Source organism: Bradyrhizobium sp. McL0615, from assembly GCF_049993905.1.
In the GTDB taxonomy this organism is placed as follows: domain Bacteria; phylum Pseudomonadota; class Alphaproteobacteria; order Rhizobiales; family Xanthobacteraceae; genus Bradyrhizobium.
Genome location: NZ_CP188254.1, coordinates 7,951,922 through 7,973,975, shown reverse-complemented (window position 1 = coordinate 7,973,975; position 22,054 = coordinate 7,951,922). Strand labels below are relative to the sequence as shown.

Below are 22,054 nucleotides of genomic sequence, written 5' to 3'. Positions count from 1 at the left end.
GGGCGTTCAACGTCCCTGAGGAACGGCCTTGCCTGCACTGCCCTGGAGCTCGTGGCGCCACGGTTTCTTTGCAATCCCTGTGCCGGGACCGCCCCGCAATTAAGACAGCGATGCTGTCCTAACTCCGACCATGCCAAATTTTTGTCTATCACACAAGCGCGTGAAAGTCCTCGCCTGCATGCGGATAGGCTCATTGCGGCCGGGGAAAAACCCGCCGGTGGGCGTTTGCGGCAGCGGTGCCGCGATCCGGCCCAAGGACCGCCAGATTTCGCAATGAAATATTGGTCCGGGCCGGCAGGAGAGCGAAATGCTCCCGCGCAGGCCCGGTGGTTGCGGGGCTTACAGGAGCTTTCGGTGATGAAGTTTTTCACGGGATCTTTAGCGGCGGGACTGGTCCTTCTGGCGGGCAGCGCGCAGGCGCAGGTGCCCGGGCCCTACGTGGCGGCATCGGATGTCGAAGCCCCCTATGCGATGGCGCCGCGCCCGGTTCCCGGGCCGTCCTACGTGCCCGGGCCGCACTACGGAAACGGCCCAAGCCTGCTGCCGTCGACGGAAGTGTACTCCGTGCTGCGTGACAACGGATTCTCGCCGCTCGGCATCCCCAGGCTCCGCGGCTTCGTCTACACGATCGCGGCCCTCGATCGCGGCGGCGCGGACGGGCGGCTGATTATTGACGCGCGCAATGGCCGCATCATCCGCTTCCTGCCGGTCTACCGCATGGGCGGCGATAATTACTACGAGGAGCAGAGCGCGCTGCATGGGCCCTTTACGGCGCCGGACCAGGTCCAGGCCGCGCCGAAACCGTCACGGCCGGCCCATGTCGCGAGCCGCGCGGTGCCGATGCCGAAGGCCAGCCCGATCGCCGCCAAGCCAGCGCCGGCTCCGGTCCAGCAGGCGACTGCACCTGCCCCGAAGTCGGCCGAGGTGCAGGCGGCCGCCCCGGTGACAACCGGTTCGGCTCCAGCCAAGCCCGTCCCGTCGATTGCACCGACGAAGGATATGCCCACGGCGCAGGGACTGGAGTGAATGCGTAGCCCGGATGGAGCGGAGCGAAATCCGGGGTGACTTTATCCGCGAGCAAAGGACCCGGATTGCGCTGCGCTCCATCCGGGCCACAAACGAACCAAAAAACGCCCCGGTTTCCCGGGGCGTTTTCGCGTTCAGCCAATACCGGCCGAAAGCTTGAAGCGCGTTACGCGGCGACCGAGGCGTCGACCACCTGCGGCGCCTGCGCGCCGGAGTTGATCGGAATGCTGCGCGGCTTCTTGGCCTCGGGGATCTCGCGGACGAGATCGACATGGAGCAGGCCGTTCTCGAGCGAGGCGTTCTTCACCTGCACGAAATCGGCAAGCTGGAATACGCGCTCGAAGGCACGCGCGGCGATGCCGCGGTAGAGTACTTCGGAAGTGTCCTTGCCGTTTTCGTTGGCTGACTTCTCGCCCTTGATCGTCAGCGTGTTTTCTTTCGCGACGATCGAAAGCTCGCCTTGCGAGAAGCCGGAGACCGCAACGCTGATGCGGTAGGCGTTCTCGCCGGTGCGCTCGATATTGTAGGGGGGATAACCGGGGCTGCCGTCTGAGGTCACCTGATCGAGCAGGTTAAAGAAGCGGTCGAAGCCGACGGTGGAACGATAAAACGGAGTGAGGTCGTAGGTACGCATAGGGTAGTCCTCCATTGAGCGACTGTTTCAATTACCCGCCCGCCATCGGGCCGGGCCGTAGTCCTGTGCAGCCTCAGGGTTTTGGAGCCTTCGTGTTTTGGTCCGAAACACTGGTAGCGGCCTGCACAGAAATGATATGGGAGGGGTGAAACGGCGTTCAAGAGGGGCGAAACAGGCCCCCTTTTTTGCGCTTCCTGCCTTGATTTCCAGTGATTTTCACCTAGCCGGTTGCCCGTCATGACGCTCGTCTCTATCCCCGCCAATCCGGTTCCGGAGGACGTCGTCTCGGGCACGATCAAGACGCCCGACGGCGCGGAGTTGCGGTTCGCGCGCTGGGCGCCACCGGCAGGGCGCAAGGGCACGGTCTGCGTCTTCCCCGGGCGGACCGAGCCGATCGAGAAATATTTCGAGACGGTGCGCGACTTGCGCGATCGCGGGTTTGCGGTGGCGATGATCGACTGGCGCGGCCAGGGGCATTCCTCGCGCCGCCTGCGCGATCCGCGCAAGGGCTATGTCCGCGACTTCTCCGATTTTGAAGTCGACGTCGAAACCTTCGTGCAGCAGGTGGTGCTGCCGGATTGCCCGCCGCCCTTCTTCGCGCTGGCGCACTCGATGGGCGGCGCCGTCATGCTGAGACTCGCGCATGCGGGGAAGCGCTGGTTCGACCGCATGGTGCTGTCAGCGCCGATGATCGATCTTCCGGGGCGCAGGACCTCGTTCCCGACGCGCGTGCTGCTTCGAACCATGCGGCTGATGGGGCAGGGCGGCCGCTACGTGCCCGGCGGCAGCGACGCGCTGACCGGAACGGAATCCTTCATCAACAACCCCTTCACCAGCGATCCCGTGCGCTACGCCCGCAACGCCGCGATCCTGGAAGAAGATCCCACGCTCGGCATCGGCTCGCCGACGGTGGCCTGGGCCGATACCGCGTTCAGGGCGATGCATACCTTTCGCGGCGTGAGCTACCCGTCCGAAATCCGCCAGCCGATCCTGATGCTGGCGGCCAGCAACGACAGCATTGTTTCCACGGCTGCGATCGAGGAATTCGCCTACCATCTGCGCGCCGGCTCGCATCTGGTGATCGCTGGCTCCCGGCACGAGATCCTGCAGGAGCAGGACCGCTACCGCGGGCAATTCTGGGCGGCGTTCGACGCCTTCGTGCCCGGCACGCCGCTGTTCAAGTGATGCTCAGCGCGGGGCCGGCTTCGGCAGCCGCTTGGTGATCCGCTCGGGCAATCGCCGCTCAACGAACAGCGTCCTGACTTCGGCGACACTGAGGTAACGCTCCTCACCTTCGCCCTTGCCGAGGATCTTCAGCAGCACAGGCCATTCGCCCTTCATGAGAAGAGGGTAGTACCAGTGCGCCGCATCGCCGTCGCGCTTGAGATTGGCCTTCATGAAGGTGTCGATCTCTTTCTCCGTCAGGCCGCGCTCGACGCCGCCGTCAGGATCCTTGCGGTCCTTGCCGAAGCCGGCGAGCCGGGCGATTTCGTCCTCATGGACTTTCGCGTCGACGTCGAGAATGCGCGAACCGCCGCCGTGCTTGTCGAGCGGGCCATCGCGAAGTTCGTCGAGCACCGCGCCGGAGGTCGCGCTTTTCAGCACGCTCAGCGGCCCAAGGCCGTTGGCAATGACGGCGACCATCCTGGTTTTCATCCGCACCTCGTTTTGGGCAGAGCCGGTTTCGCCGCTCGCCAATCCGACCATTTCGGCGAGTTGCGAAAGCGGCACGACGTGGCCGCCGACATAGCCGTTGGCGACCAGCGCGCGCAGGAACGGGCAGGGGTTGTTGGGTGAAACGGGAATCTGTCCGGCCGACGGGGTGCCCGGAGCAGTACCGGTGGGGTTGTCCGACATGGTTTCAAATCCTCAAAGCGCCGGGAAAGCGCCAAGTATGAAAATCGGTCCGCTGCCAGGGCGAAGCGGATGACGGTTCTGAAAAAAGGAATTCAGCGGCGCGCTACTTCAGCGTGTAGGCAAGTTTTGGCGGAATTCGACGCCGTGTCAACCAAACCGTTCACACGCTCATGAATCGGCGGCAAGCTTGGGCGAGGGCTCGACCAGAGTCAGTCGGCTGTAGGGGATGCCGGCCTTCAAAAGGCCGTCGCGATAGTGGGCGATATCCTCAGGCATCTTCCAGTGGAAGTTCCGCAAATGGCGTTCGACGGTAAGGCTCGGATAGTTGCTGAGCAAAACCTCGGTCGCCGTTGCGGCCTCCGAAGTTCGTCCCAACTGGGCGAGCGCCGCCGCGCGGATCGCGAGTGCCTGAAGCATATTGGGATTGGTATAGAGCTGCTCCCGCGCCCAGGACAGCGAAGCATCGTACTGCCCGAGCAGGTAATGGCCGAACGCGTTCACGGCCGCCCATTGATACCTGGGATCGTTGTTGCCGCTCTGCGCTGCCATCGTAAACAGTTCGATTGCGGGCCGGTGTTCGCCGGACACGAGATGACAAATCCCAAGCACGCCGCGGGCGCCCATATCGTACGGATTGAGCCCGACCGCCCGCTTGGCGGCATCCATTGCCGTCTCGTGGTGCCCTCCCGCCGCGTTCAAATAGGCGAGAGTCTGGAAGGCAAAGGACGAACGGGGATCGAGCCGGACACTGCTTTCCGCAAGGCTCATTGCGTAGTCAAACATTTCGCGCGTGCTTCGGATCCATCCGAACTGGATGCCCTGGATCTGGATCGTGGCGAGATAGGCACGGGCGATCGATAATGTCGGATCGAGCGTGACGGCTTCCTTGAACAAGCTGATCGAGGTTTCGAGATCGGCCTGCGTCTGCAAATAGTAGTAGGAAAGCCCTTTCAGGAAGCGATCCCAGGCGGTGATGTCGTTCGACGACGAGCGCGGCGGCGCGGAGGCCTCCGCCCGGTAGATCTCGGCCGCGATCGCCGCCGAGAGGCTGGTGGTGAGCTCGTCCTGCATGGCGAACAGGTCGCCGATGTCGCGGTCGAACCGGCCGGTCCACAACTGCTCGCCGGTCTCGGGCGCGATCAACTCGGCGGTGACGCGAATCTTGTTGGCGGCCCGGCGTACGGAGCCCTGGATCAGGTAGCTCGCATCGATCTCGCGCGCGATCAGGCGCGTGCTCACATTCCTGCCTTTGTAGGAGAAGGTCGAGTTGCGGCTCAGCACCCGATAGAACGATTGCAGCGAAAGCGCGTGGATCAGGTCCTCGGTCAGCCCGTCGGAAAAATACTCGTCGGCGCTTTCGCTCAAATTCGCGAACGGCAGTACGCCTACGATCGCCGTCCGATACTGGGCCGGGAGATTGGTGACCGATGTTTCGGTCGAGGCCTTGGGCGCCGGGCCGCTGGCGTCGGAGCCGGCGGGCTGCCAAGTCCAGACCTGGATCGGCTCTTCGATATTCTTGAACCGATGGGGGCCGGCATCGGCGAGCGTGACGCTGAGACGCTTGCCGGCTTCATGACAGGCCTTGCCCGAAACCGCCACGCCGCCGGAGGCGGCAACCGATTCGAGGCGGACGGCGATGTTGACGTCGTCGCCGAACACCTCGTCCTCGTCGGCCATCACGTCGCCCATGTGGATGCCCATGCGGAACTGCATGGATCGATCGGCGGGCAGGTGCTCGTTGCGCTCCGCCATCACCATCTGCATCGCAACCGCGGCCTCGATGGCGCCGACGATGGAGGGAAACTCCAGCAGGAAACCGTCGCCGGTATTCTTCACCAGGCGGCCGCCGTGATTGAGGATGATCGGATAGATCGCGGTGCGATGGGCCTTGAACGTGGCGTGCGTCCCCGCTTCGTCGGCCCCCATCATGCGGGAGTAGCCGGCGACGTCAGCACAGACGATGGCAGCCAAGCGTCTTTCCATGTCCCCACTATATCCCCAACGGCGCCGGAATGGGCGGGATAACCACTACGTGGTCGGCCGGCCGATTCCAATGTTTATAAAATATGCGTTATCTGGTGGAAGCCTGATTTGCTCATGATGGTACCGCAAACCGTCTAGAATTGGCACACGCGCAATTTAAGGGCAGACAGGGTCGTGGAACCGGTCAAATAGATGGTTGAAACACTCGGCATTCATGAACTCTGGCTTTTCATCCTTTCCGGGCTCCTGCTCAACGTCACCCCGGGACCGGACACGGCCTACATTGTCGGCCGCAGCATCCAGTTTGGATGGCGTGGCGGGGCGGCAGCGGCGACCGGGATCAGCGTCGGCTGCCTTGTTCACGTGTTCGGCGCCGCCATCGGCCTGTCGGCGCTGTTGATGGCGTCATCTGCCGCCTTCACGGTGCTGAAATGGGCAGGTGCCGCCTATCTGTTGATTACGGGCGTCCAGATGCTGCTGTCACATTCGCGGCCGCTGGCGGAGGCGGCCGTGGCGGGCAACGAGACTTCGCTTGCCCGCGTGTTCTGGCAGGGCGCCCTGACCAACGTGCTCAATCCGAAGGTGGCGCTGTTCTTTCTGGCGTTCCTGCCGCAATTTGTGACGGCGGAATCTGCCCACAAGACGCTGGCCTTCCTGATGCTCGGCCTGATCTTCATCACCAGCGGCACGTTGTGGTGCTTCGGGATTGCCGCCTTCGCGGCCAGGGCCGCCGGCCGCATCCGGCAATCGGCCGGCACGATGGCCTGGATCAACCGGGCTCTCGGCGGGCTGTTCGTCTATCTCGGCATCCGCGTCGCGATGCTGGAGGCGCGCTAGGTTCGGCTGCCCGCCCGCCCGATGAATTCCGTCGCTGGGAATTCGCGGGCTTTCCCACGCAGCTTAGGTGGAAGTTACGACACCAATTTCGCAAGCGCATTGCTGGAGAGATAGAGGCCCAGGACAATCATGCCGATCTGGAACCAGCGCCGAAAGATATCCGGCTGCAGCCGCGTCCGCACCGCCTGTCCGATAAACATGCCGGCAAAGGACGCCGCCATGGCGACCGCGCCCGGCAGCGCGGTTGCGGCCGTTAGCAGGCCGGCGCCGGTGAGGTTGAGGCCAAGCGCCAGGGTCGCGACCGTGAAGAACACGCCCAATGCCTGGATCAGCTCTTCCTTTTCCATGCCGATCGCCTGCAGGAAAGGCACCGACGGAACGACCTGCACGCCGGTTGCCGCCGAAATCATGCCGGTAATCAGCCCGACGATACCGCCGACCCATTTTTCGTTTCGGGGGGCAATGGCGAAATTGAACTTGCTCAGGCCGATGACGGCATTGATCGCCAGCAACAGGCCGAGCGCGATGGTGGTGTAGCGCGCATAGGGCCCGGTCAGCGCCCCTGCGTTCAGCCAGATGCCGGCGGCCGTACCAATCAGCAATGGCCATAGCCGCCGGAAAATATCGCGCAGATAAGGACCGCCGAAGGTCTGCCAGATATTGGTGATGATCGCCGGCACGATGACGATGGCGAGCGCCTGGGCCGGCGGCATCGACACCGCAAGCAGGCCCATCGACACCGTCGGCAGGCCAAGCCCGAGCGCGCCCTTCACGAAGCCCGCGAGCAGGAAGGCGGCAGTGACGAGGAGAAGCAGGGAATCGAACATGGGACGACATTGACCTATCGGCATAACAGGCACAATCTGGAGATTACGGAGATAGCCTTCGGCAGGAACGAAGGCTATCTCCTCGTCATTGCGAGCGAAGCGAAGCAATCCATGTTGCAGCACAAGGAAAGATGGATTGCTTCGCTGCGCTCGCAATGACGGCTCAAAGCCGATCACTTCGCAGGGAATCCCGATGCGCTTCGATCTGGTCGATCTTCAGCTCTTCGTCGCGGTGGCCGAGACGCGCAGCATCACCAACGGCGCGCAGCGGGTTCATCTCGCGCTGGCATCGGGGAGCGAGCGAATCAAGGGACTGGAGGACGCGTTCGGCGTTGCGTTGCTGACGCGCGGCCGCCGTGGCGTCGAACTGACGCCGGCCGGCGAAAGCCTGCTCGATCACGCCAGGGTCGTGCTCCACAATGTGGAGGCGATGCGCGGCGATCTTCTGGCTTTTGCCCATGGCGCGAAGGCCACCGTCCGCTTCCTCGCCAACACGTCCGGGCTCTCGGAATATCTGCCGAAGACGCTGGCGGCCTTTCTGGCGGCGCATCCCCACATTTCGATCGACGTCGAGGAGCGCGAAAGCGCCGAGATTGCCCGCGCCATCGTCATCGGCGCCGCCGATCTCGGGCTCGCCGCCGAACACGCGCTTGCGGACAATATCGAGCGGATGCCGTTCAGCGAAGACCGCCTGGTGCTGGTCGCCGCGCGGGATGATGAACTGGCGAACCGGCGGCAGGTCGATTTCAGCGAGGTGGTGAAGCGCGATTTCGTCGGGCTGATCAACTCGATCGCGCTGCACGCCCATATCAGCGGACATGCGGCGCGTCTCGGGGCGCGTCTGCGCTTCCGCGCCCGGCTGAACAGTTTCGATGCGATCGGCCAGATGGTCGCCGCCGGCATCGGGATCGGCGTGATGCCTGAAGTGGCGGCAAAGCGGTGCGCGCGGTCGATGAAGATCAATGTTGTCAGGATCAGGGATTCCTGGGCCAACCGGAAGCTCGTGATCTGTGCGCGGAGTTTTCGGGCGCTGCCCAAGCCCGCGCAACAATTGGCGGAGCATCTGCGCAAATCTGCGCCACGCTGAACATCTGAAGGAGAGCAAAAATGCTGAAGGTCTGGGGACGCCGCAGTTCTTTTAACCTCCAGAAAGTCATGTGGCTGATCGGCGAACTCGAACTGCCGCACGAACATATCGATGCCGGGGGCCAGTTTGGCGGGCTCGATGCGCCTGATTTCCTCGCAATGAATCCCCACGGCCGCATTCCCGTGATCCGGGACGACGCGGCGACGGTGTGGGAATCGCACGCGATCCTTCGCTACCTTGCCGCGCAGCACGGTGCGGGGCGCTTTTGGTCCGACGATCCCGTTGCGCGCACCGCCGTTGACGGCTGGATGGACTGGTCTCAGACCGCGCTGCAGCCCGATTTTCTGATCGGCGTATTCTGGGGCTTCTATCGCACGCCCGAAGACAAGCGAAACTGGCCGGCGATCAACGCCGCGCTGGCGCGGTGTGCGAAAGATTTCGGCAAGCTGGACCGGCTGCTGGAAGGCCGGTCCTTCCTGCTCGGCGAGACGCTGTCGCTCGCCGACATAACCGCAGGGACGTCGCTGTACCGGTATTTCGAACTCGAGATCGAACGGCCGGCGCTGCCGGGAGTGGAGCGCTGGTACCGCGCGCTAAGGGAGCGCGAAGCGTTTCGAACCCACATCATGATTCCGTTCGGGGAATTACGCGGACGCCTTGATTTTTGATGGGGTGGAAGCCAGACGTCATTTGCCCATGGTCAGGCCGGCGGCCTTGATGACGCGGGCCCACTTTTGGGTCTCGGTTCCGATGTAGTCGCGAAACTGCGCCGGCGTGTTGCCGGCGACCGTCAGGCCCTGATCGGCGAGCCTCTGCTTCACCTGCGGATCGTTCATCGCCTCGTTGGTGAGGCGGTTCAGCGTGGTGATGATCGGCTCGGGCGTTCCGCCCGGCGCGAGCATGCCGTACCAGTTTTCGATCAGCAGGTCCGGCATGCCGACCTCCGCCGTGGTCGGCACGTCAGGTGAGGTGGACGCGCGCTTCGGCGCGCCGAGGGCAATCGGGCGCAGGGTGCCGGCCTTGATATGCGGCAGCAGCACCGGCAAATCGAGGAACGCCATCTGCACCTGCTGGCCGAGCAGATCGTTGATGGCGGGCGCAGCACCCCGATAGGGCACGTGCACAATGTCGATGCTGGCGGTCAGCTTGAGCAGTTCACCGGCCAGATGCGGCAGGCCGCCGACGCCGGCGGATGCGAAATTGAGTTTCCCGGGCTGTGCCTTGGCGAGCGCGATCAGTTCCTTCATGTCGCCGGCGGGAACGTTGCTGGCGACAACAAGCATCTCCGGCACCGTCGTCACCAGCGTGACAGGGGCGAAATCCTTTGCCACGTCGTAGGGCACTTTCTCGAGAGTCGGGTTGATGACCAGCGAACTCGCGCTCACGATCCCGATCGTGTAGCCGTCGGGGGCCGCCTTGGCGATCGCATCGGTGCCGAGCACGCCGGCCTGGCCGCCGCGATTGTCGATCAGAACCGGCTGCTTCGTCATTTCCGACATGCGCTGGCCGACCAGGCGCGCGATGATGTCGTTCGGCCCGCCGGGTGGAAACGGCACGATCAGCCGGATCGGTTTGCTCGGGAAATCCTGGGCTGCCGCCATAGCGGGCAGCAGCACGGACAATCCGGTGAGAAGCACGCGAAGAGCCTTCATGAAGCCTCCGGCAACTTGTCATGGCCGGGCGAGATGTCCCGGCGATTTCACGCCTCTAGTTCAGCAATAGGCAGGGACGCGGCGGTCCTCACTTCGTCGTCACGACCCCCGCGTCCTTGATCACCTTCGCCCACTTCCTGATTTCGCTGTCGATGAAGCCGCGGAAATGTTCCGGCGTGTCGCCGACCAGCGTCGCGCCCTGGGCTGCGAGCTTTTCCTTCACGGTCGGATCGGCCATCGCTTCGGTCGTGATCTTGTGCAGGTAAGCGATGATCGCCGGTGGCGTGGCGGCGGGCGCCACCATGCCGTACCAGTTCTCGATGATCATGCCGGGCATCCCGGCCTCGGCGGTAGTCGGCACCTCCATCGCGGTCGGCGCCCGCTCGGGCGCGCCGATCGCGATCGGGCGCAGGGCGCCGGCCTTGACCTGCGGCAACAGCACCGGCAGATCGAGGAACGTCATCTGCACCTGCTGGCCGAGCAGGTCGTTCACCGCCGGCGCGGCGCCGCGATAGGGCACGTGCACGATGTCGATGCTGGCCGTCAGCTTGAGCAGTTCGCCGGCCAGATGCGGCAGGCTGCCGGGACCGGACGAGGCGAAATTCAGTTTTCCCGGTTGCGCCTTTGCGAGCGCGACCAGTTCTTTCAAGTCATTGGCGGGCACGTTGGTCGCGACCACCAGCATTTCGGGCACGGTGGCGACCAGCGTCACCGGCGCGAAATCCTTCAGCGTATCGTAGGCGACCTTTTCCATGCTCGGGCTGATCGCGAGCGCGCCCGCACTCGAGATCGCGATGGTGTAACCGTCGGGTGGGGCCTTTGCGACCGCGTCGGTGCCGAGCACGCCGCCCTGGCCGCCGCGATTGTCGATCAGCACCGGCTGCCTGGCAATTTCGGACATGCGCTGGCCGATCACGCGCGCAATGATGTCGTTGGGACCGCCGGCCGGGAACGGCACGATCAGCTTGATCGGTTTTGCGGGGAAATCCTGCGCCGAGGCCAGAGCTGGCAACAATAGCAACGTCAGTCCAGCCAGCAGCTTGCTCGGCAGTCTCATGAATGCTCCCCGATCCCGCATCTCAGGTGCGGTGTTGGCAGGCATCGTACGCGATGAACTGTTCGATGCAAGGCCTCCGGCTGGTTGCAGCAGGCGCCAAGCCCGTCAAGGCAGGAGTTCGTCCGTACGCACGAGACTGATCGATCGCTGCGTGATCAAATTGCCCCAGATCCAGTGGTGGTGACGGATGACGCTCTGCGCGTCGAGGTGGGGCCGGTCGTTCAAGGTATGGCCGTCGGTAACCACCACGACGTCGTAATGATTTGAAATGGCCGATCGAACGGTGGCATCGACGCAGAGATCGGTTGCCCATCCCGTGATGAAGACGCGAGCCGGCGCAATTTCTTTCAGGCGCGCCGCGAGGTCGGTGCCGGCGAAGGGATCGTTCAGGGTCTTGCGAATGACGATGTCGGCAGCCGCGCGATTGAGCTCCGGCAGAAGCGCCCAGCCCGGCGTACCCGGCACGAAATCGTCTTCCGCGCCACTGCAATGCTGCACGAAGATCACCACGCCGGACCGTTCGCGGACTTTTGCCGCGAGTTGGTTGATGCGTTCGATGACGCCATGCAGATCGTGCTTTGGCTCGCCGTTGAGGAGCCCGACCTGCATATCAACGACGATCAATGCATCCATCGGGTTCCGTGCGGTTGCGCTGCTAGCTGTTCAAGAGCTTCAGCGCGGCCTCGTGCACGCGGGCGTCGCCGGCGGCGACGATGCGGCCGCCGTTCTGGGCGGGCTTGCCTTCCCAGTTGGTGACGACGCCGCCGGCGCCGGTGACGATCGGGATCAAGGCTGCGATGTCATAGGGCTTGAGTTCGGTCTCGACCACGAGGTCGAGATGGCCGGCCGCCAGCATGCAGTAGGAATAGCAGTCGCCGCCATAGCGCGACAGCTTTACCGCGGTTTCAACCCGGCCGAAGATCTCGCGGTCGGCGGCGTTCATCAATAGCGGGCTCGTGGTGTAGGAAGTCGCTTCCTTCAGCGTCGCGCAGCGGCGCACCGTCAGCCGCCGCTCACCGGACGGCCCGGTATAAAGCGCCGAACCAGAATCGCCGGAAAAGCGCTCGCCGATATAGGGCTGGTGCATCATGCCAAACACCGGCGTGCCCTTGTGCAACAGCGCGATCAGGGTGCCCCAGATCGGAAATCCCGCGATGAAGGATTTGGTGCCGTCGATCGGATCCAGCACCCAGACATATTCGGCGTCCTCGCGCTCGTTGCCGAATTCCTCGCCGACGATGCCGTGCTGGGGAAAATTGGCCTTGATCAGGCGGCGCATCACCGCTTCGGCGGCGCGGTCGGCCTCGGTGACCGGATCGAAATCGCTCGCGCTCTTGTTGTCGATCGAGAGCGAGGTCCGGAAGAACGGCAGAATGGTTTCGCCGGACGCGGTCGCGAGGCGGCCGATGAAGGCTGTGAAATCGATGACCGTCACGACTGTCCCTTACCGCCAACAGAGGAAGAATACTGCCTCTTGCCTAGCCCAATCCACTCCGTCGCGCACCGCCGCCGGCGCGTTATTCCCATTCGTATTGCGTACCGGCTTTCGAATCGGCTTTCGCAAAGGCTTCGTTTAAGCGTGGATATTTGGTTAGCCCTGCCATCACGAAGTTGCGAGTTTTGGCATACCAGCACTGCAGTGAGGCCGGGGCTTGGCCGATGATCTATGCAAGTTATTGATTTTGCTTCAGTAAAACTCGTATGCCAGAGGTGTTGCCGATCGGCCAGCCTGTTCCACTTTGGACCCGAACCAATCCAAAAACCCTTGCGTTTTGTGCAGCGCGGCCGCATATTGTTGCGGTGCGGTAGGGCCTTGCCCTATCGCTGCCCTCCTTGGGCGTTTCCTCCCTAGACTTGGGCCGCTTGTTCATTCAAGCGGCCCTTTTTTCTTTTGGGGCTCCATTGTCATTCCGGGGCGCGCGAAGCGCGAAGCCGAAATCCGTTTCTCCGCTAGTTATGCCTTATGCGGCCCGATGGATTCTCTGATGTCCAATTGCACATCAAGGCTCGCGCCAGGTGGCGCGCCCCGGAATGACGAAGAGATAGAACCGCAGCTACTCTGCGGCCGCCTGGAACGGGCCGAGATCCCCGAGCGGCACCTGGGCCAGCGCGTCTGCGAGCGCGGTGAAATCGGTGGCGACCTGCGCAAAGCGCGGGCTGCGTTCGCGCCGCCGCTCGTCCATATAGATTGCGCGGTTGAGTTCGAGCTGCACGGTGTGCAGTCCGCTGGCCGGGTTGCCGTAATGCTCGGTAATGAACCCGCCGGCATAGGGCTTGTTGCGGCCGATCGAATAGCCGAGCCCGCTCATGATGTCCTCGACGACATCGGGCAGCAGGCTGGCGCAGCTGGTGCCGTAGCGGTCGCCGATCACGATATCGGGCCGCCGCGGCTCGTCGCGCGATACCCCGACCGACGGCATCGAATGACAATCCACCAGGATCACGGTTCCGAACGCCTGATGGGCCTTGTTGATCAGCCTCCGCAGCGCGCGGTGATATGGCTTGTACAGCGCCTCGATCCGCCCCAGCGCGTCGTCGACGGAAAGCCGCTCGCGGTAGATTTCCTGCCCGTCACCGACGACGCGCGGGATGGTGCCGAGGCCGCCGGCCACCCGCATCGAGCGGGTATTGGCAAAACTCGGCAGGCGTCCGGTGAACATCCGCGGATCGAGCTCATAGGGCTCGCGGTTCACGTCGACATAGGAGCGCGGGAAATTGACCCGGACCGTCGGAAAGCCCTTTTCGCTCAGGTCTCCGATCAACTCGTCCATGAACGAATCCTCGGAGCGGCGCAGCGCGGCGAGGTCGATCCGGGAGGCGTTGAGAAATTCGAGCGGATAGACCGAGCCGGAATGGGGCGAGTTGAAGATGATCGGCGCCCGCCAATGCGCCGGCTCCACGATCTCGAACGGGGGCGACAGCTCGCCATCAAACTGGGTCATCTTGGGTCGCCGTCCCTTGAATGTCCGCTTTCCCTTTGGCGGAATCGATCATGCGACCGATTCTGCCGGAGGGCAGGGCTTTGTAAGGATGTATTGTCCGTAATCGTAATCATTCTGCCAAGCGAAAAAAGCCGCCGAACTACTGGAAGGTGTCGCAAACGCCTGAAAAGCGCCGCCTTGATCGACCTTGGTACTGTTCGCTACATAAATAGCGCCGCCTGCCGCCGCCAAGAAGCAATTACCTTTCACCCGAAATTTACCCTCTGTCGGGCTAAGTGGGCGCAATGATCCTCCAAGCTAGGTTCGATGACTGACCGCCATGCACAAGATCCTCCTCGCCGAAGACGACAACGACATGCGCCGCTTCCTGGTTAAGGCGCTGGAAAACGCGGGGTTTCAGGTCTCACCTCACGACAACGGCATGTCGGCCTATCAGCGGCTGCGCGAGGAGCCGTTCGAGATGCTGCTGACCGATATCGTGATGCCGGAAATGGACGGCATCGAGCTGGCGCGCCGCGCCTCGGAACTCGACCCCGACATCAAGATCATGTTCATCACCGGCTTTGCCGCCGTCGCCCTGAATTCCGATTCGGAAGCGCCCAAGAACGCCAAGGTGCTGGCCAAGCCGGTTCACCTCCGCGAACTGGTCAGCGAAGTGAACAAGATGCTGGCGGCCTGATTCGGCCGCCTTTTTGGTCCAAAAACACTCCGGAAATTACGTCCAAGCATCCTTGCGGGGGCGCTTTGGAGCCGATATACGGACCCCACCCAATACGATCTAAAGCTGGAGCGGGATGATCGGTCATTCCATTTCCAGGGCGCGTAGCTCAGCGGGAGAGCACTACCTTGACATGGTAGGGGTCACAGGTTCGATCCCTGTCGCGCCCACCAGCCTTCGCTTGCTTCGCAAGCTACGGCTCGGCAAGCCAAACCGAACTCTATCGTAGCGAAGCAAGCGAGGGCTGCCGCGCCGAAGCCATTTGGCGAAAGGTGGGCTCCATCCGATCAACCGTTGGTGCGCCGTCCCGAAATCAACTCCACGAAATCCCTGGGATTCTCCGCAGCGCGATTGCCGCGCCAGGGCGTGGAATGAACAATTCCAAGCCATAAGCTTGAAGTAAGCAGTATGAAGCGCAGGCTCGTTGCTCACGGGCTGCTGCGGCTCTGTTCTGTGTCGTGCGTGATCGAGTATCCGAGACCCCTCTCGATAAGGCGCGGCAGTGACTTGCGCATTGCGGGCGCACCGACGAACGTATCGAGCGCCTTGGTGTGTTCGCGAGCCCGCTCCCACGCGATGTAGCTCAGCAGAGGCTCTGCTTTTGCGACAGCGCCCCGGCGTTAAGGATTTGTTAGGAAAGAAGGCCACGCTCAACACCAACTTTCCTTATTTGCTCGATCGCACTCCATGATTCCGCCTCCCGCGCGCCCGTAACTCCCGGCAAGTTGGTGTCGTTGGCGTTAGTTGTGTCCCGAGTAGCTCCGCTCCATTTTCAAGCCCCCAGCCCCATGGAGCGGAGTGGGACGCCTTTACCCCGCCTCGAATCTTCAGCGATCTGCTATCGGGAGTTTCGTTGGCTTCGAACTCCCGCTCACGTGGATGCTTGCTCTCGTCGATTTCACGACCGGTGCCAAAATGACGTAGCTTTCCGAGATCACGTCTGCTTGCGACTTGCTGCCGCTGCAAGCCAGCCTCAATTCTATCGTAGTGAAGCAAGCAAAGGCTGCCGCACCGAAGCCGTTAGGCGAAGGCGGGCTCGATCCGATCCATCCGTTTGTGCGCCGCCCCGAAATCAAATCGACGAGCTCGCGGGGATCCTTCGGAGCAGGCTGTCACTGGACGCTGATGTGGATCTCGAAGAGCTTTGAGGGGGCGTTCGACTCCCATGCCCGCATGAGTTCGAACTGCAAGCGCGCGCGGCCCAAGCCTTTGACACGGAGTCGGAACACTCTTGTTCCACCACCGCCAACCGCACCCTTACTGCCCAGTATGAACTCGTCCGTCTCCAGAGCGACAGTGCTCGCGTCCGAATCGATGGGAGCCCACCGGAAGCCTGTCGTGGGGTTCTCGGGAAGTTCAACGGTCAGGCTGTCACCAACCTTGGCCGAGACAGTCCGACCGTCATGTTCCTCTTTGACTACGATCTCGGCCACGCGCTTTCGCTCTTGGTGGATTTTGAGTTGGGATTTTGCTGTCCGTGGTAACGGCTCCAATCGAATCCGCCGAGTCATTCGGGCCGGCCTGGGGCGACTCGGAAGCAGAAGTAATTCCTCCGGTTGGGTCCAGCAACTCCACGGGGATCAGCGTTCCCGGAGGAATTCGTAGGGGCACGGTTTCCGTTCCGCGATTAGCCGGTGTCGCGAGGAGCGACAGTTGCTCCGCGGTTAAATTGCAAGGTTTCGTCTCAATCATCGCAGGGCTTCCCGATCGTCGCGCGGAAGGGGAGAAACATCACCAAACATACATTTCGTGGATCATGTTGTCGGATTCCTGCCGGTAATTCACGATTCCTTGGGTGTGTCTGGCGTTGGCCCCCAGCATCGTAAGCGCGACGATCGCAGTATCAGAGTTGTTCGCCAGTTTCACCCAGCCTATTCCAGCCACGGCGACCCACGAATTTCGGTTCTCGTTGATGACCCACAGAGCGTTGATCTTCTTGCCGGTTACCCACACGGTAGCGGCAATTGCGCCCGCGTCGCCACCGGTTTGAGCCAAGGCGGGTGGCTCCGCGGTCGGCGCGGCGGCAACCGCGCTGGCTAAACTGAGGTCGGAAGAAATAGATGCCGCAGGCAGTACATCTTTGTTTGGTTGAGTATCAGGCATGAGAATTCTCCTTTTTCACAGGACGTAAATCTGCTTGATCACACCGTTATCCTGATACACGTTGACTGGGCGTCCGCCTTCTTTGGCGGCGGCGAGCAGCCGCAACAAGTCGATAAAGATATTGTCGTTGTCCCACGCAATTCGCCTCCAGCCAATTCCATCAAGGTATGCCCAGGCATTGCGATCCTGGTCGATGGTCCACAGACCGATGACCCGCGTGTTATAGAGCCAGGCAGTCTCCACGATTCCCTCGACCGCCCACATAGTGGAGTCGATGCCGCATTCGCCGTAGGCAATACAGAAATAGCCGGACTCGCCCCAGTTGGGTCCCCAACTATTCTTGCAGATCCAGAATTGGCCAGCATCGTTGTAGCCTACGCAACAGACGCAGTGCCCTCCGGCAACTCCTCCGGATACGTGCTTATACACACCACTCGTATATGAGAAGAAGTCGTTGTAGACCGTGAAGCAGGTTGCCAAGGGTCCTTTGGTGGAGAGCCAGGTCTTGATATCGGCGCCGCTGACTGTATGCCATCCGGTGATTTTGACCGCGCGGCTCTGCCAGTCGGAACACCGGTTGCTGCACGGCAACTGCTGCGTCCCATCGGCATAGGGGAAGCAGGCTTCGTCAGGCACGCCCGTCGTCTTGTAAGCGTCCATGGCTGGCGTCATGTACCACCCGCCTCCGGGGCAAGCCCCGGCGCCGGCGCCCGGACCGTTGCAGAAGAACAGGGAAGCTTCGGACAGGTTGACGGCCAGACCTGGGTTGCCGCGTTGAACGCGGAATGTACCTTCCACCGCCGCGGTTGCTCCAAAAGCAACACAAGAGCCGCAATGTTTCTGATCCGTGATTGGAGTGATATAGTTCTGGCCGTTCACGTTGCGCCAATCGAAGGCCGCGGGTGCGCCGATCGCACCGCTTGCGGTGGCGCTAATTTTCGCAGCCGACGCAGCTGTGCGCTGCTCCAGAGTTTCCTCGCCCCCAGCGGGTACGTACCCAAGGCGATTCAACTGTTGCTGGGGTGGCAAGTCCGATACCGATGTCTTGCCCGCTACCCATGTGGCGTTGGCAGCTGCAATCAGAGTGTTCAATTGAGAAGCATCGATATCTTGGGGCATTGAAATCTCCCTTAATGGAGGTTGATCCAGCCATCAAAATCGAAAGCTATGTCGAGCATCAATGTCGGCATTCTCGCCAGAAGGACACGAAGCTGCTTCAAGAGATTGCCTTTCGTGCTCGCGAATATGGCACGCGCCGCGTCTTCGCGACTGAGCCGCTCGGTCCAGGGAAGCTCTAGATGAGGATGCAGATCCTCCGCCACTATCGCGGGCGTTCGGATCTGCGGCACTGCGCGTCGACGACGCGCGTGGTGCTAATAACCGGCGATCGAGCGTTCGCGCTCGGGCTCACAGAGGATCTAGTCCGGCGGATCTAGAGCGTTTTCGAGCGAAGTGGATACCGGTTCGTGTCAAGAAAACGCGTCTAAACAAGAATCTAGAGCCCGGTTCTGATTCAGAACCGAAAAGGCTCTAGTCTAGTGGCGCAACTGCGCTGGCGGCTTCATGCTCGGGCCGATGATGGGCGGCTGGCGCTGAGTGATGCTGCGAAAAGCCGCGCTCCATCCGCGCCGCGACCTCTCCACGGCGCCGCAGTTGGAGCTTGCCGAGAACGCTATGAACGTGATTCTTTACCGTCGCGTTCTGGATTCGCAAGTGACGCGCGATCTCCTTGTTTGAAAAACCTTGTGTTAGCAGCGAAACTATTTCGTGTTCACGCCGTGTCAGCCCGCTGTGAGGCAGTTCGCCGCTTCGTTCCGATCGTGTGGTTGCCACCCTCCCGAACAGCAAAGCGGCAATGCGTGGAGAACAGACAAGCTCGTTCCGCACGGCGCAATGTATTGCTGACACCAGTTCTCGAATCGAGCCGTTGCGGGATACGAACCCTGAGACCCTAGCTTCGGCACAGGCGAAAATCTCCTGCTCGACGTCGTTGACCACGATGGCGACGACCTTCACGTCGGGCAGCACTCGGCGGAACACCGGTGCCAGGTCGAGGCCGCCTGGACCGCCGACATCGAGCAGCATCACGTCGGGATTGACCGCGGCGATCTGTGTCGGCGCTACCGTCAGATCCGCTGAGCCTGAAACATTTAGCGAAGGTTGCTGGCTAAGCGATAATGCGAGACCGTCACGCAACAAGCGCACATCGCTGACGATGAAAACCCTTAGGCGGGTCGCTTTCGTAGTGTGAGCGTATTCTTCGCCGCCAGAAGCCGGTGAGTTGTCAGTTTTCACGAGCAACATTTTACGCCCCTCGCCGTAGTGCGAGCGCGCGGCACGGCCACTAGCGAACAGACAGCCTGCGAGCTGGCCCGAGCTGCGACGCAAATGGGCTGATCGCATCTCGCCGCGAGGCAGCAATTAATCTTCTTACAACTTAATCGAGCTATAATGAATTGTCTATGAATTAGATCATAGTAGTCGGCTTTTCGGCTCATCGAGACCTGGAAACCGGCGGAACGCAGGCTGCTGCGATAATCACTCAAGGCATATTGGGCGCATCAACCGCTCCATGCGGTCGCGACAGTGCCCCGCAGCCCTGAGCCTATGGTGCGGCAGTCATTTGGCGAAGGCGGGCTTCCGGCAAGGCCCGTACCCAGTCAACCTATCGGCGCACTAACAGACGCCCGGAAATCAAATCGACGAGCTCGCGGGGATTCTCCGGCGTGTGATTACCTCGCCAGCCCACGTGCTGGTCAGGCCGCGCCAGCACCAGCGAACGATCATACACACCGCCACCTTCGCTTGGCGTCACATCCAGCAGCTCGATCGGCACCCGCGCCCGCGCCGCTTCTGACATCAAATCCGAAACATCGATCGCAGGGTCGAAGCGCAACAGCGTGTAATCCGTCCCCAGCGCGTCATACAGCGAGCGCCCATCGTTCAGCCAGATGTGCGGCACGCGACAGCCCGGCACCGTGGACGGCGTGAAGTCCGCCATGCCGTAGGCCGGCGGCGTTCCTTCGTCGTACGCGATGATCGGCGACTTGTCATAGTAGTACCCAAAATTCAGCCCGCCGCAGCAGTACTGCTGGACGTTGAGATCATAGGCCTGTTTGCCTAGCGCCATCCGGGCCCGCGCTCCGGCCTCGTCGTCGGCATCGATATTGTCGGGGACTTCGCTTCGCTGGCGCGACAGCGACAGCGCGTGGTTCATGGCAAACACGGATACCTGCTCGGTAATGGGCAGGCGTTCCGCCTCATGCGCGTCGAGAATTTCTGCGGGCGCCCAGCCCGACAGGTGCGCGGCCAGCAGCCACGCCAGGTTGGCCGCATCGGCGATGCCGGCATTCATGCCGTATCCCGCCATCGGCACCCACAGATGGGCTGCGTCTCCGCAAATGAACACCCGGCCTTCACGAAATTTATCGGCAACCAGCCGGCGGCCGATCCAGTCTTCCTTGCGGATAATCTCGTATGAAAAATCGGCGCCGACACCGAGGATCTTCCGCAGCGCCCAATCCCGGTCTACCGAATCGAACTCGTGCTCGTCCGGCCTGAGATAATTATGCACCAGCCACGTTTCGCGGCCGTCGATCGCGTAGACGTTGCCGGAGCGAACGGGGTTGAGCGAGAACGTGGCCCAGGACGGCTTCAGATCGCTCGTCGAGAGAAGTGACGGCGCGCGGATATAGGTCGATTGAACGCGCTGAACTTCCGCGGTGCCGGACAGCGTGGCGCCGATCGCCCTGCGAGTGGCCGACCGTCCGCCGTCGCATCCGACAAGAAAGTCGGCGCGTATCGTGATCGTCTGGTTATTATCGAGCTGGATGCCGTGCGCGGCCACGCCGTCGGACGTTTGCTCAAAACCGGTGATCTCGACGCGATTGAGCAGCGTGAGGCCGGGTATCGTCTCGGCGTAAGCCGACAGCGTCGGTTCGAGATAGATCTGGTTGATCCTGTGCGGCGGCTCCGCGGTCGGCCACCAGGTGTCCGGACCGCCGCTGGCGGTATACCGGTCGCGCCGGCACGGAATTGGGATGCGCGACAGCTCCCTGCCGGTGAAGCTGACCCGATACGAAACGTCGTTCGGGTAATCGGCTGGCAGACCGGCGTCCCGGATCGCCTTGGCGACGCCGAGACGCCGAAAAATTTCCATCGAGCGCGCCGAGACGTGATTGCATTTCACGCTCGGCGGCTCGCCCTTGTGCCGCAGTTCGGCAACGACCGTCCGGATTCCCCGCCGCGCAAGATCCATCGCCAGCGTCAGTCCGACCGGACCGCCGCCAACGACAAGAACCTGTGTCTCGACCGGAGCCGTCATGAAACTTGCCTGTCCTACTGGGCCATCTTGATATTGCTGGCGCGCGCGACCGCCTTCCAGCGCTCGAGATCGGCCGTGATGATGCGTGAGAACTCTTCGGATGAATTACCCACCGAATCGATATTGAGCTGCTTGAGGCGGGAGACAACATCCGGCAGCCGCGCGATGCGGATGAATTCGGCCTCCAGCTTGCTGACGATGTCCGGCGGCGTCGCAGCAGGCACGAAAATGCCGCTCCACAGCACGGCTTCGACGTCGGCGCCGGCTTCCTTCATGGTCGGCACGTCGGGCAAACTTTCCGCCCGCGTCGGCGCCGCCACCGCAAGCGCACGGACCGTGCCGCCGTTGACCTGACCGATCACCGGACCGGCATCAGCGATGGTCGCTGTCACTTCGCCTGATAGCACCGCGGTCACGGAATCGTTGGCGCCCTTGTAGGGGATCATCTGCATCGGCACGCCGGTCTTCTGCTTGAACAGTTCGGTCGCGAGCTGGAAGGCGGCGGACGACGAAGAATAGTTCGCCTTGTCCGGATTGGCCTTGGCGTAGGCGACGAGATCGGCCAGCGACTTGAATGGCGACTTTGCGTTGACGATCAGGATCAGCGGAAACGATCCCATCTCGGACACCGGCTTGAAATCCCGCATCGTGTCGTAGTTCATCTTCTCATAGACGGCAGGGCTGATCGTCATGGCGCCGCTGGCGCCGACCAATAGCGTGTAACCGTCGGGCGCCGATCGCGCGACATATTCGGTGGCGAGCATTGCGCCGGCGCCGGGCTTGTTCTCGATGATGACGGGCTGGCCGAGGCTTTCCGACAGTTTTTGTCCGAAGACGCGCGCGATGATGTCGTTGCCGCCGCCGGGCGTGAAACCGACGACGATGTGAATTGGCCGGTTCGGGTATTGCGCCTGGGCGGTAGCGGGCAGGAGATCGAGGAAGCTCAAGCAGAGCGCGGCGAGCGCCACGCGGTAAAAGGCCTTCATTATGTTCCTCCTGAACAATTA

At 62.2% G+C, this 22,054-nt stretch carries 20 protein-coding genes, 1 tRNA gene and 1 pseudogene; 7 read left to right on the top strand and 15 right to left on the bottom strand.

Features of this window, described 5'->3' with window-relative positions; all coding sequences use genetic code 11:
- Positions 1 to 357 precede the first annotated feature (357 nt).
- Positions 358 to 1,026, top strand: coding sequence for a hypothetical protein (locus ACPPVP_RS38410; RefSeq protein WP_426528730.1), 669 nt, complete (start codon positions 358 to 360; stop codon positions 1,024 to 1,026).
- A gap of 166 nt (positions 1,027 to 1,192) precedes the next feature.
- On the opposite strand, the gene ACPPVP_RS38405 is transcribed toward ACPPVP_RS38410, so the two are convergent.
- Positions 1,193 to 1,660 carry an Hsp20 family protein gene (locus ACPPVP_RS38405; RefSeq protein WP_426528729.1) on the bottom strand — a complete coding sequence of 156 codons (468 nt, stop codon included), beginning with the start codon at positions 1,658 to 1,660 and terminating at the stop codon, positions 1,193 to 1,195.
- A 237-nt stretch (positions 1,661 to 1,897) separates the two neighbouring features.
- Between ACPPVP_RS38405 and ACPPVP_RS38400 the strand changes: the two genes are divergently transcribed.
- Positions 1,898 to 2,845: an alpha/beta fold hydrolase gene (locus ACPPVP_RS38400; RefSeq protein WP_426528728.1), complete on the top strand. Its 948-nt coding sequence runs from the start codon at positions 1,898 to 1,900 to the stop codon at positions 2,843 to 2,845.
- Positions 2,846 to 2,857: 12 nt separating this feature from the next.
- On the opposite strand, the pseudogene ACPPVP_RS38395 reads toward ACPPVP_RS38400, so the two are convergent.
- A pseudogene (locus ACPPVP_RS38395) lies at positions 2,858 to 3,517 on the bottom strand (di-heme-cytochrome C peroxidase); the annotation flags it as partial.
- Between the two features lie 168 nt (positions 3,518 to 3,685).
- Positions 3,686 to 5,500, bottom strand: coding sequence for an adenylate/guanylate cyclase domain-containing protein (locus ACPPVP_RS38390; RefSeq protein ID WP_426528727.1), 1,815 nt, complete (start codon positions 5,498 to 5,500; stop codon positions 3,686 to 3,688).
- 192 nt (positions 5,501 to 5,692) lie between these two features.
- Here ACPPVP_RS38390 and ACPPVP_RS38385 point away from each other — a divergent pair, with 192 nt between their 5' ends.
- A complete protein-coding gene (locus ACPPVP_RS38385) occupies positions 5,693 to 6,337 on the top strand; it encodes a LysE family translocator (protein ID WP_426528726.1) in 645 nt (214 codons plus the stop codon).
- A 74-nt stretch (positions 6,338 to 6,411) separates the two neighbouring features.
- Here the strand turns inward: ACPPVP_RS38385 and ACPPVP_RS38380 are convergent, their stop codons facing one another.
- Positions 6,412 to 7,164, bottom strand: a complete 753-nt coding sequence (locus ACPPVP_RS38380) for a sulfite exporter TauE/SafE family protein (RefSeq protein WP_426528725.1) — start codon at positions 7,162 to 7,164, stop codon at positions 6,412 to 6,414.
- Positions 7,165 to 7,357: 193 nt separating this feature from the next.
- On the opposite strand from ACPPVP_RS38380, the gene ACPPVP_RS38375 reads away from it, so the two are divergent.
- Together ACPPVP_RS38375 and ACPPVP_RS38370 are read left to right on the top strand one after the other, a co-directional pair.
- Positions 7,358 to 8,251 (top strand): LysR substrate-binding domain-containing protein, encoded by an 894-nt coding sequence (locus ACPPVP_RS38375; protein WP_426528724.1) that lies wholly within the window; start codon positions 7,358 to 7,360, stop codon positions 8,249 to 8,251.
- 20 nt (positions 8,252 to 8,271) lie between these two features.
- Positions 8,272 to 8,919 (top strand): glutathione S-transferase family protein, encoded by a 648-nt coding sequence (locus ACPPVP_RS38370; RefSeq protein WP_426528723.1) that lies wholly within the window; start codon positions 8,272 to 8,274, stop codon positions 8,917 to 8,919.
- Positions 8,920 to 8,937: 18 nt separating this feature from the next.
- Here the strand turns inward: ACPPVP_RS38370 and ACPPVP_RS38365 are convergent, their stop codons facing one another.
- From ACPPVP_RS38365 to ACPPVP_RS38345, 5 genes are all read right to left on the bottom strand, one after another.
- The gene (locus ACPPVP_RS38365; protein WP_426528722.1) at positions 8,938 to 9,903 is read right to left on the bottom strand and encodes a Bug family tripartite tricarboxylate transporter substrate binding protein; all 966 of its coding nucleotides are present in this window, start codon (positions 9,901 to 9,903) and stop codon (positions 8,938 to 8,940) included.
- A gap of 88 nt (positions 9,904 to 9,991) precedes the next feature.
- Complete coding sequence (locus tag ACPPVP_RS38360; RefSeq protein WP_426528721.1) at positions 9,992 to 10,960, bottom strand: tripartite tricarboxylate transporter substrate binding protein; 969 nt, start codon at positions 10,958 to 10,960, stop codon at positions 9,992 to 9,994.
- A 105-nt stretch (positions 10,961 to 11,065) separates the two neighbouring features.
- Complete coding sequence (locus tag ACPPVP_RS38355) at positions 11,066 to 11,593, bottom strand: isochorismatase family protein (RefSeq protein ID WP_426528720.1); 528 nt, start codon at positions 11,591 to 11,593, stop codon at positions 11,066 to 11,068.
- 22 nt (positions 11,594 to 11,615) lie between these two features.
- Positions 11,616 to 12,395 (bottom strand): histidinol-phosphatase, encoded by a 780-nt coding sequence (gene hisN, locus ACPPVP_RS38350; RefSeq protein WP_426528719.1) that lies wholly within the window; start codon positions 12,393 to 12,395, stop codon positions 11,616 to 11,618.
- Positions 12,396 to 13,014: 619 nt separating this feature from the next.
- On the bottom strand, positions 13,015 to 13,902 hold the full coding sequence (locus ACPPVP_RS38345; RefSeq protein ID WP_426528718.1) for an N-formylglutamate amidohydrolase: 888 nt from the start codon (positions 13,900 to 13,902) through the stop codon (positions 13,015 to 13,017).
- Between the two features lie 319 nt (positions 13,903 to 14,221).
- On the opposite strand from ACPPVP_RS38345, the gene cpdR reads away from it, so the two are divergent.
- Positions 14,222 to 14,581, top strand: a complete 360-nt coding sequence (cpdR, locus tag ACPPVP_RS38340) for a cell cycle two-component system response regulator CpdR (protein ID WP_027539837.1) — start codon at positions 14,222 to 14,224, stop codon at positions 14,579 to 14,581.
- A 137-nt stretch (positions 14,582 to 14,718) separates the two neighbouring features.
- Positions 14,719 to 14,793 (top strand) — tRNA-Val (locus ACPPVP_RS38335).
- Between the two features lie 939 nt (positions 14,794 to 15,732).
- Here ACPPVP_RS38335 and ACPPVP_RS38330 read toward each other — a convergent pair.
- The 6 genes from ACPPVP_RS38330 to ACPPVP_RS38305 form a co-directional block, all read right to left on the bottom strand.
- Entirely contained in the window at positions 15,733 to 16,053 is a 321-nt protein-coding gene (locus ACPPVP_RS38330; RefSeq protein WP_426528717.1) for a protease inhibitor I42 family protein, read from the bottom strand.
- A gap of 298 nt (positions 16,054 to 16,351) precedes the next feature.
- Positions 16,352 to 16,723, bottom strand: coding sequence for a hypothetical protein (locus ACPPVP_RS38325; RefSeq protein WP_426528716.1), 372 nt, complete (start codon positions 16,721 to 16,723; stop codon positions 16,352 to 16,354).
- A 15-nt stretch (positions 16,724 to 16,738) separates the two neighbouring features.
- Positions 16,739 to 17,842: a C1 family peptidase gene (locus tag ACPPVP_RS38320; RefSeq protein WP_426528715.1), complete on the bottom strand. Its 1,104-nt coding sequence runs from the start codon at positions 17,840 to 17,842 to the stop codon at positions 16,739 to 16,741.
- A gap of 411 nt (positions 17,843 to 18,253) precedes the next feature.
- Entirely contained in the window at positions 18,254 to 19,027 is a 774-nt protein-coding gene (locus ACPPVP_RS38315) for a LuxR C-terminal-related transcriptional regulator (RefSeq protein WP_426528714.1), read from the bottom strand.
- 361 nt (positions 19,028 to 19,388) lie between these two features.
- On the bottom strand, positions 19,389 to 21,047 hold the full coding sequence (locus ACPPVP_RS38310) for an FAD-dependent oxidoreductase (protein WP_426528713.1): 1,659 nt from the start codon (positions 21,045 to 21,047) through the stop codon (positions 19,389 to 19,391).
- 14 nt (positions 21,048 to 21,061) lie between these two features.
- On the bottom strand, positions 21,062 to 22,033 hold the full coding sequence (locus tag ACPPVP_RS38305; protein ID WP_426528712.1) for a Bug family tripartite tricarboxylate transporter substrate binding protein: 972 nt from the start codon (positions 22,031 to 22,033) through the stop codon (positions 21,062 to 21,064).
- Positions 22,034 to 22,054: the final 21 nt, after the last annotated feature.

Excerpts from the sequence above, each read along its gene's own strand:
- ACPPVP_RS38410 (WP_426528730.1), top strand. The coding sequence starts at position 358 with ATGAAGTTTTTCACGGGATCTTTAGCGGCGGGACTGGTCCTTCTGGCG.
- ACPPVP_RS38385 (WP_426528726.1), top strand. The coding sequence starts at position 5,693 with ATGGTTGAAACACTCGGCATTCATGAACTCTGGCTTTTCATCCTTTCC.
- ACPPVP_RS38320 (WP_426528715.1), bottom strand. The coding sequence starts at position 17,842 with ATGCCCCAAGATATCGATGCTTCTCAATTGAACACTCTGATTGCAGCT.
- cpdR (WP_027539837.1), top strand. The coding sequence starts at position 14,222 with ATGCACAAGATCCTCCTCGCCGAAGACGACAACGACATGCGCCGCTTC.
- ACPPVP_RS38325 (WP_426528716.1), bottom strand. The coding sequence starts at position 16,723 with ATGCCTGATACTCAACCAAACAAAGATGTACTGCCTGCGGCATCTATT.
- ACPPVP_RS38370 (WP_426528723.1), top strand. The coding sequence starts at position 8,272 with ATGCTGAAGGTCTGGGGACGCCGCAGTTCTTTTAACCTCCAGAAAGTC.
- ACPPVP_RS38400 (WP_426528728.1), top strand. The coding sequence starts at position 1,898 with ATGACGCTCGTCTCTATCCCCGCCAATCCGGTTCCGGAGGACGTCGTC.
- ACPPVP_RS38380 (WP_426528725.1), bottom strand. The coding sequence starts at position 7,164 with ATGTTCGATTCCCTGCTTCTCCTCGTCACTGCCGCCTTCCTGCTCGCG.
- ACPPVP_RS38355 (WP_426528720.1), bottom strand. The coding sequence starts at position 11,593 with ATGGATGCATTGATCGTCGTTGATATGCAGGTCGGGCTCCTCAACGGC.
- ACPPVP_RS38305 (WP_426528712.1), bottom strand. The coding sequence starts at position 22,033 with ATGAAGGCCTTTTACCGCGTGGCGCTCGCCGCGCTCTGCTTGAGCTTC.
- ACPPVP_RS38365 (WP_426528722.1), bottom strand. The coding sequence starts at position 9,903 with ATGAAGGCTCTTCGCGTGCTTCTCACCGGATTGTCCGTGCTGCTGCCC.
- ACPPVP_RS38310 (WP_426528713.1), bottom strand. The coding sequence starts at position 21,047 with ATGACGGCTCCGGTCGAGACACAGGTTCTTGTCGTTGGCGGCGGTCCG.
- ACPPVP_RS38405 (WP_426528729.1), bottom strand. The coding sequence starts at position 1,660 with ATGCGTACCTACGACCTCACTCCGTTTTATCGTTCCACCGTCGGCTTC.
- ACPPVP_RS38315 (WP_426528714.1), bottom strand. The coding sequence starts at position 19,027 with ATGTTGCTCGTGAAAACTGACAACTCACCGGCTTCTGGCGGCGAAGAA.
- ACPPVP_RS38345 (WP_426528718.1), bottom strand. The coding sequence starts at position 13,902 with ATGACCCAGTTTGATGGCGAGCTGTCGCCCCCGTTCGAGATCGTGGAG.
- ACPPVP_RS38390 (WP_426528727.1), bottom strand. The coding sequence starts at position 5,500 with ATGGAAAGACGCTTGGCTGCCATCGTCTGTGCTGACGTCGCCGGCTAC.
- ACPPVP_RS38360 (WP_426528721.1), bottom strand. The coding sequence starts at position 10,960 with ATGAGACTGCCGAGCAAGCTGCTGGCTGGACTGACGTTGCTATTGTTG.
- ACPPVP_RS38375 (WP_426528724.1), top strand. The coding sequence starts at position 7,358 with ATGCGCTTCGATCTGGTCGATCTTCAGCTCTTCGTCGCGGTGGCCGAG.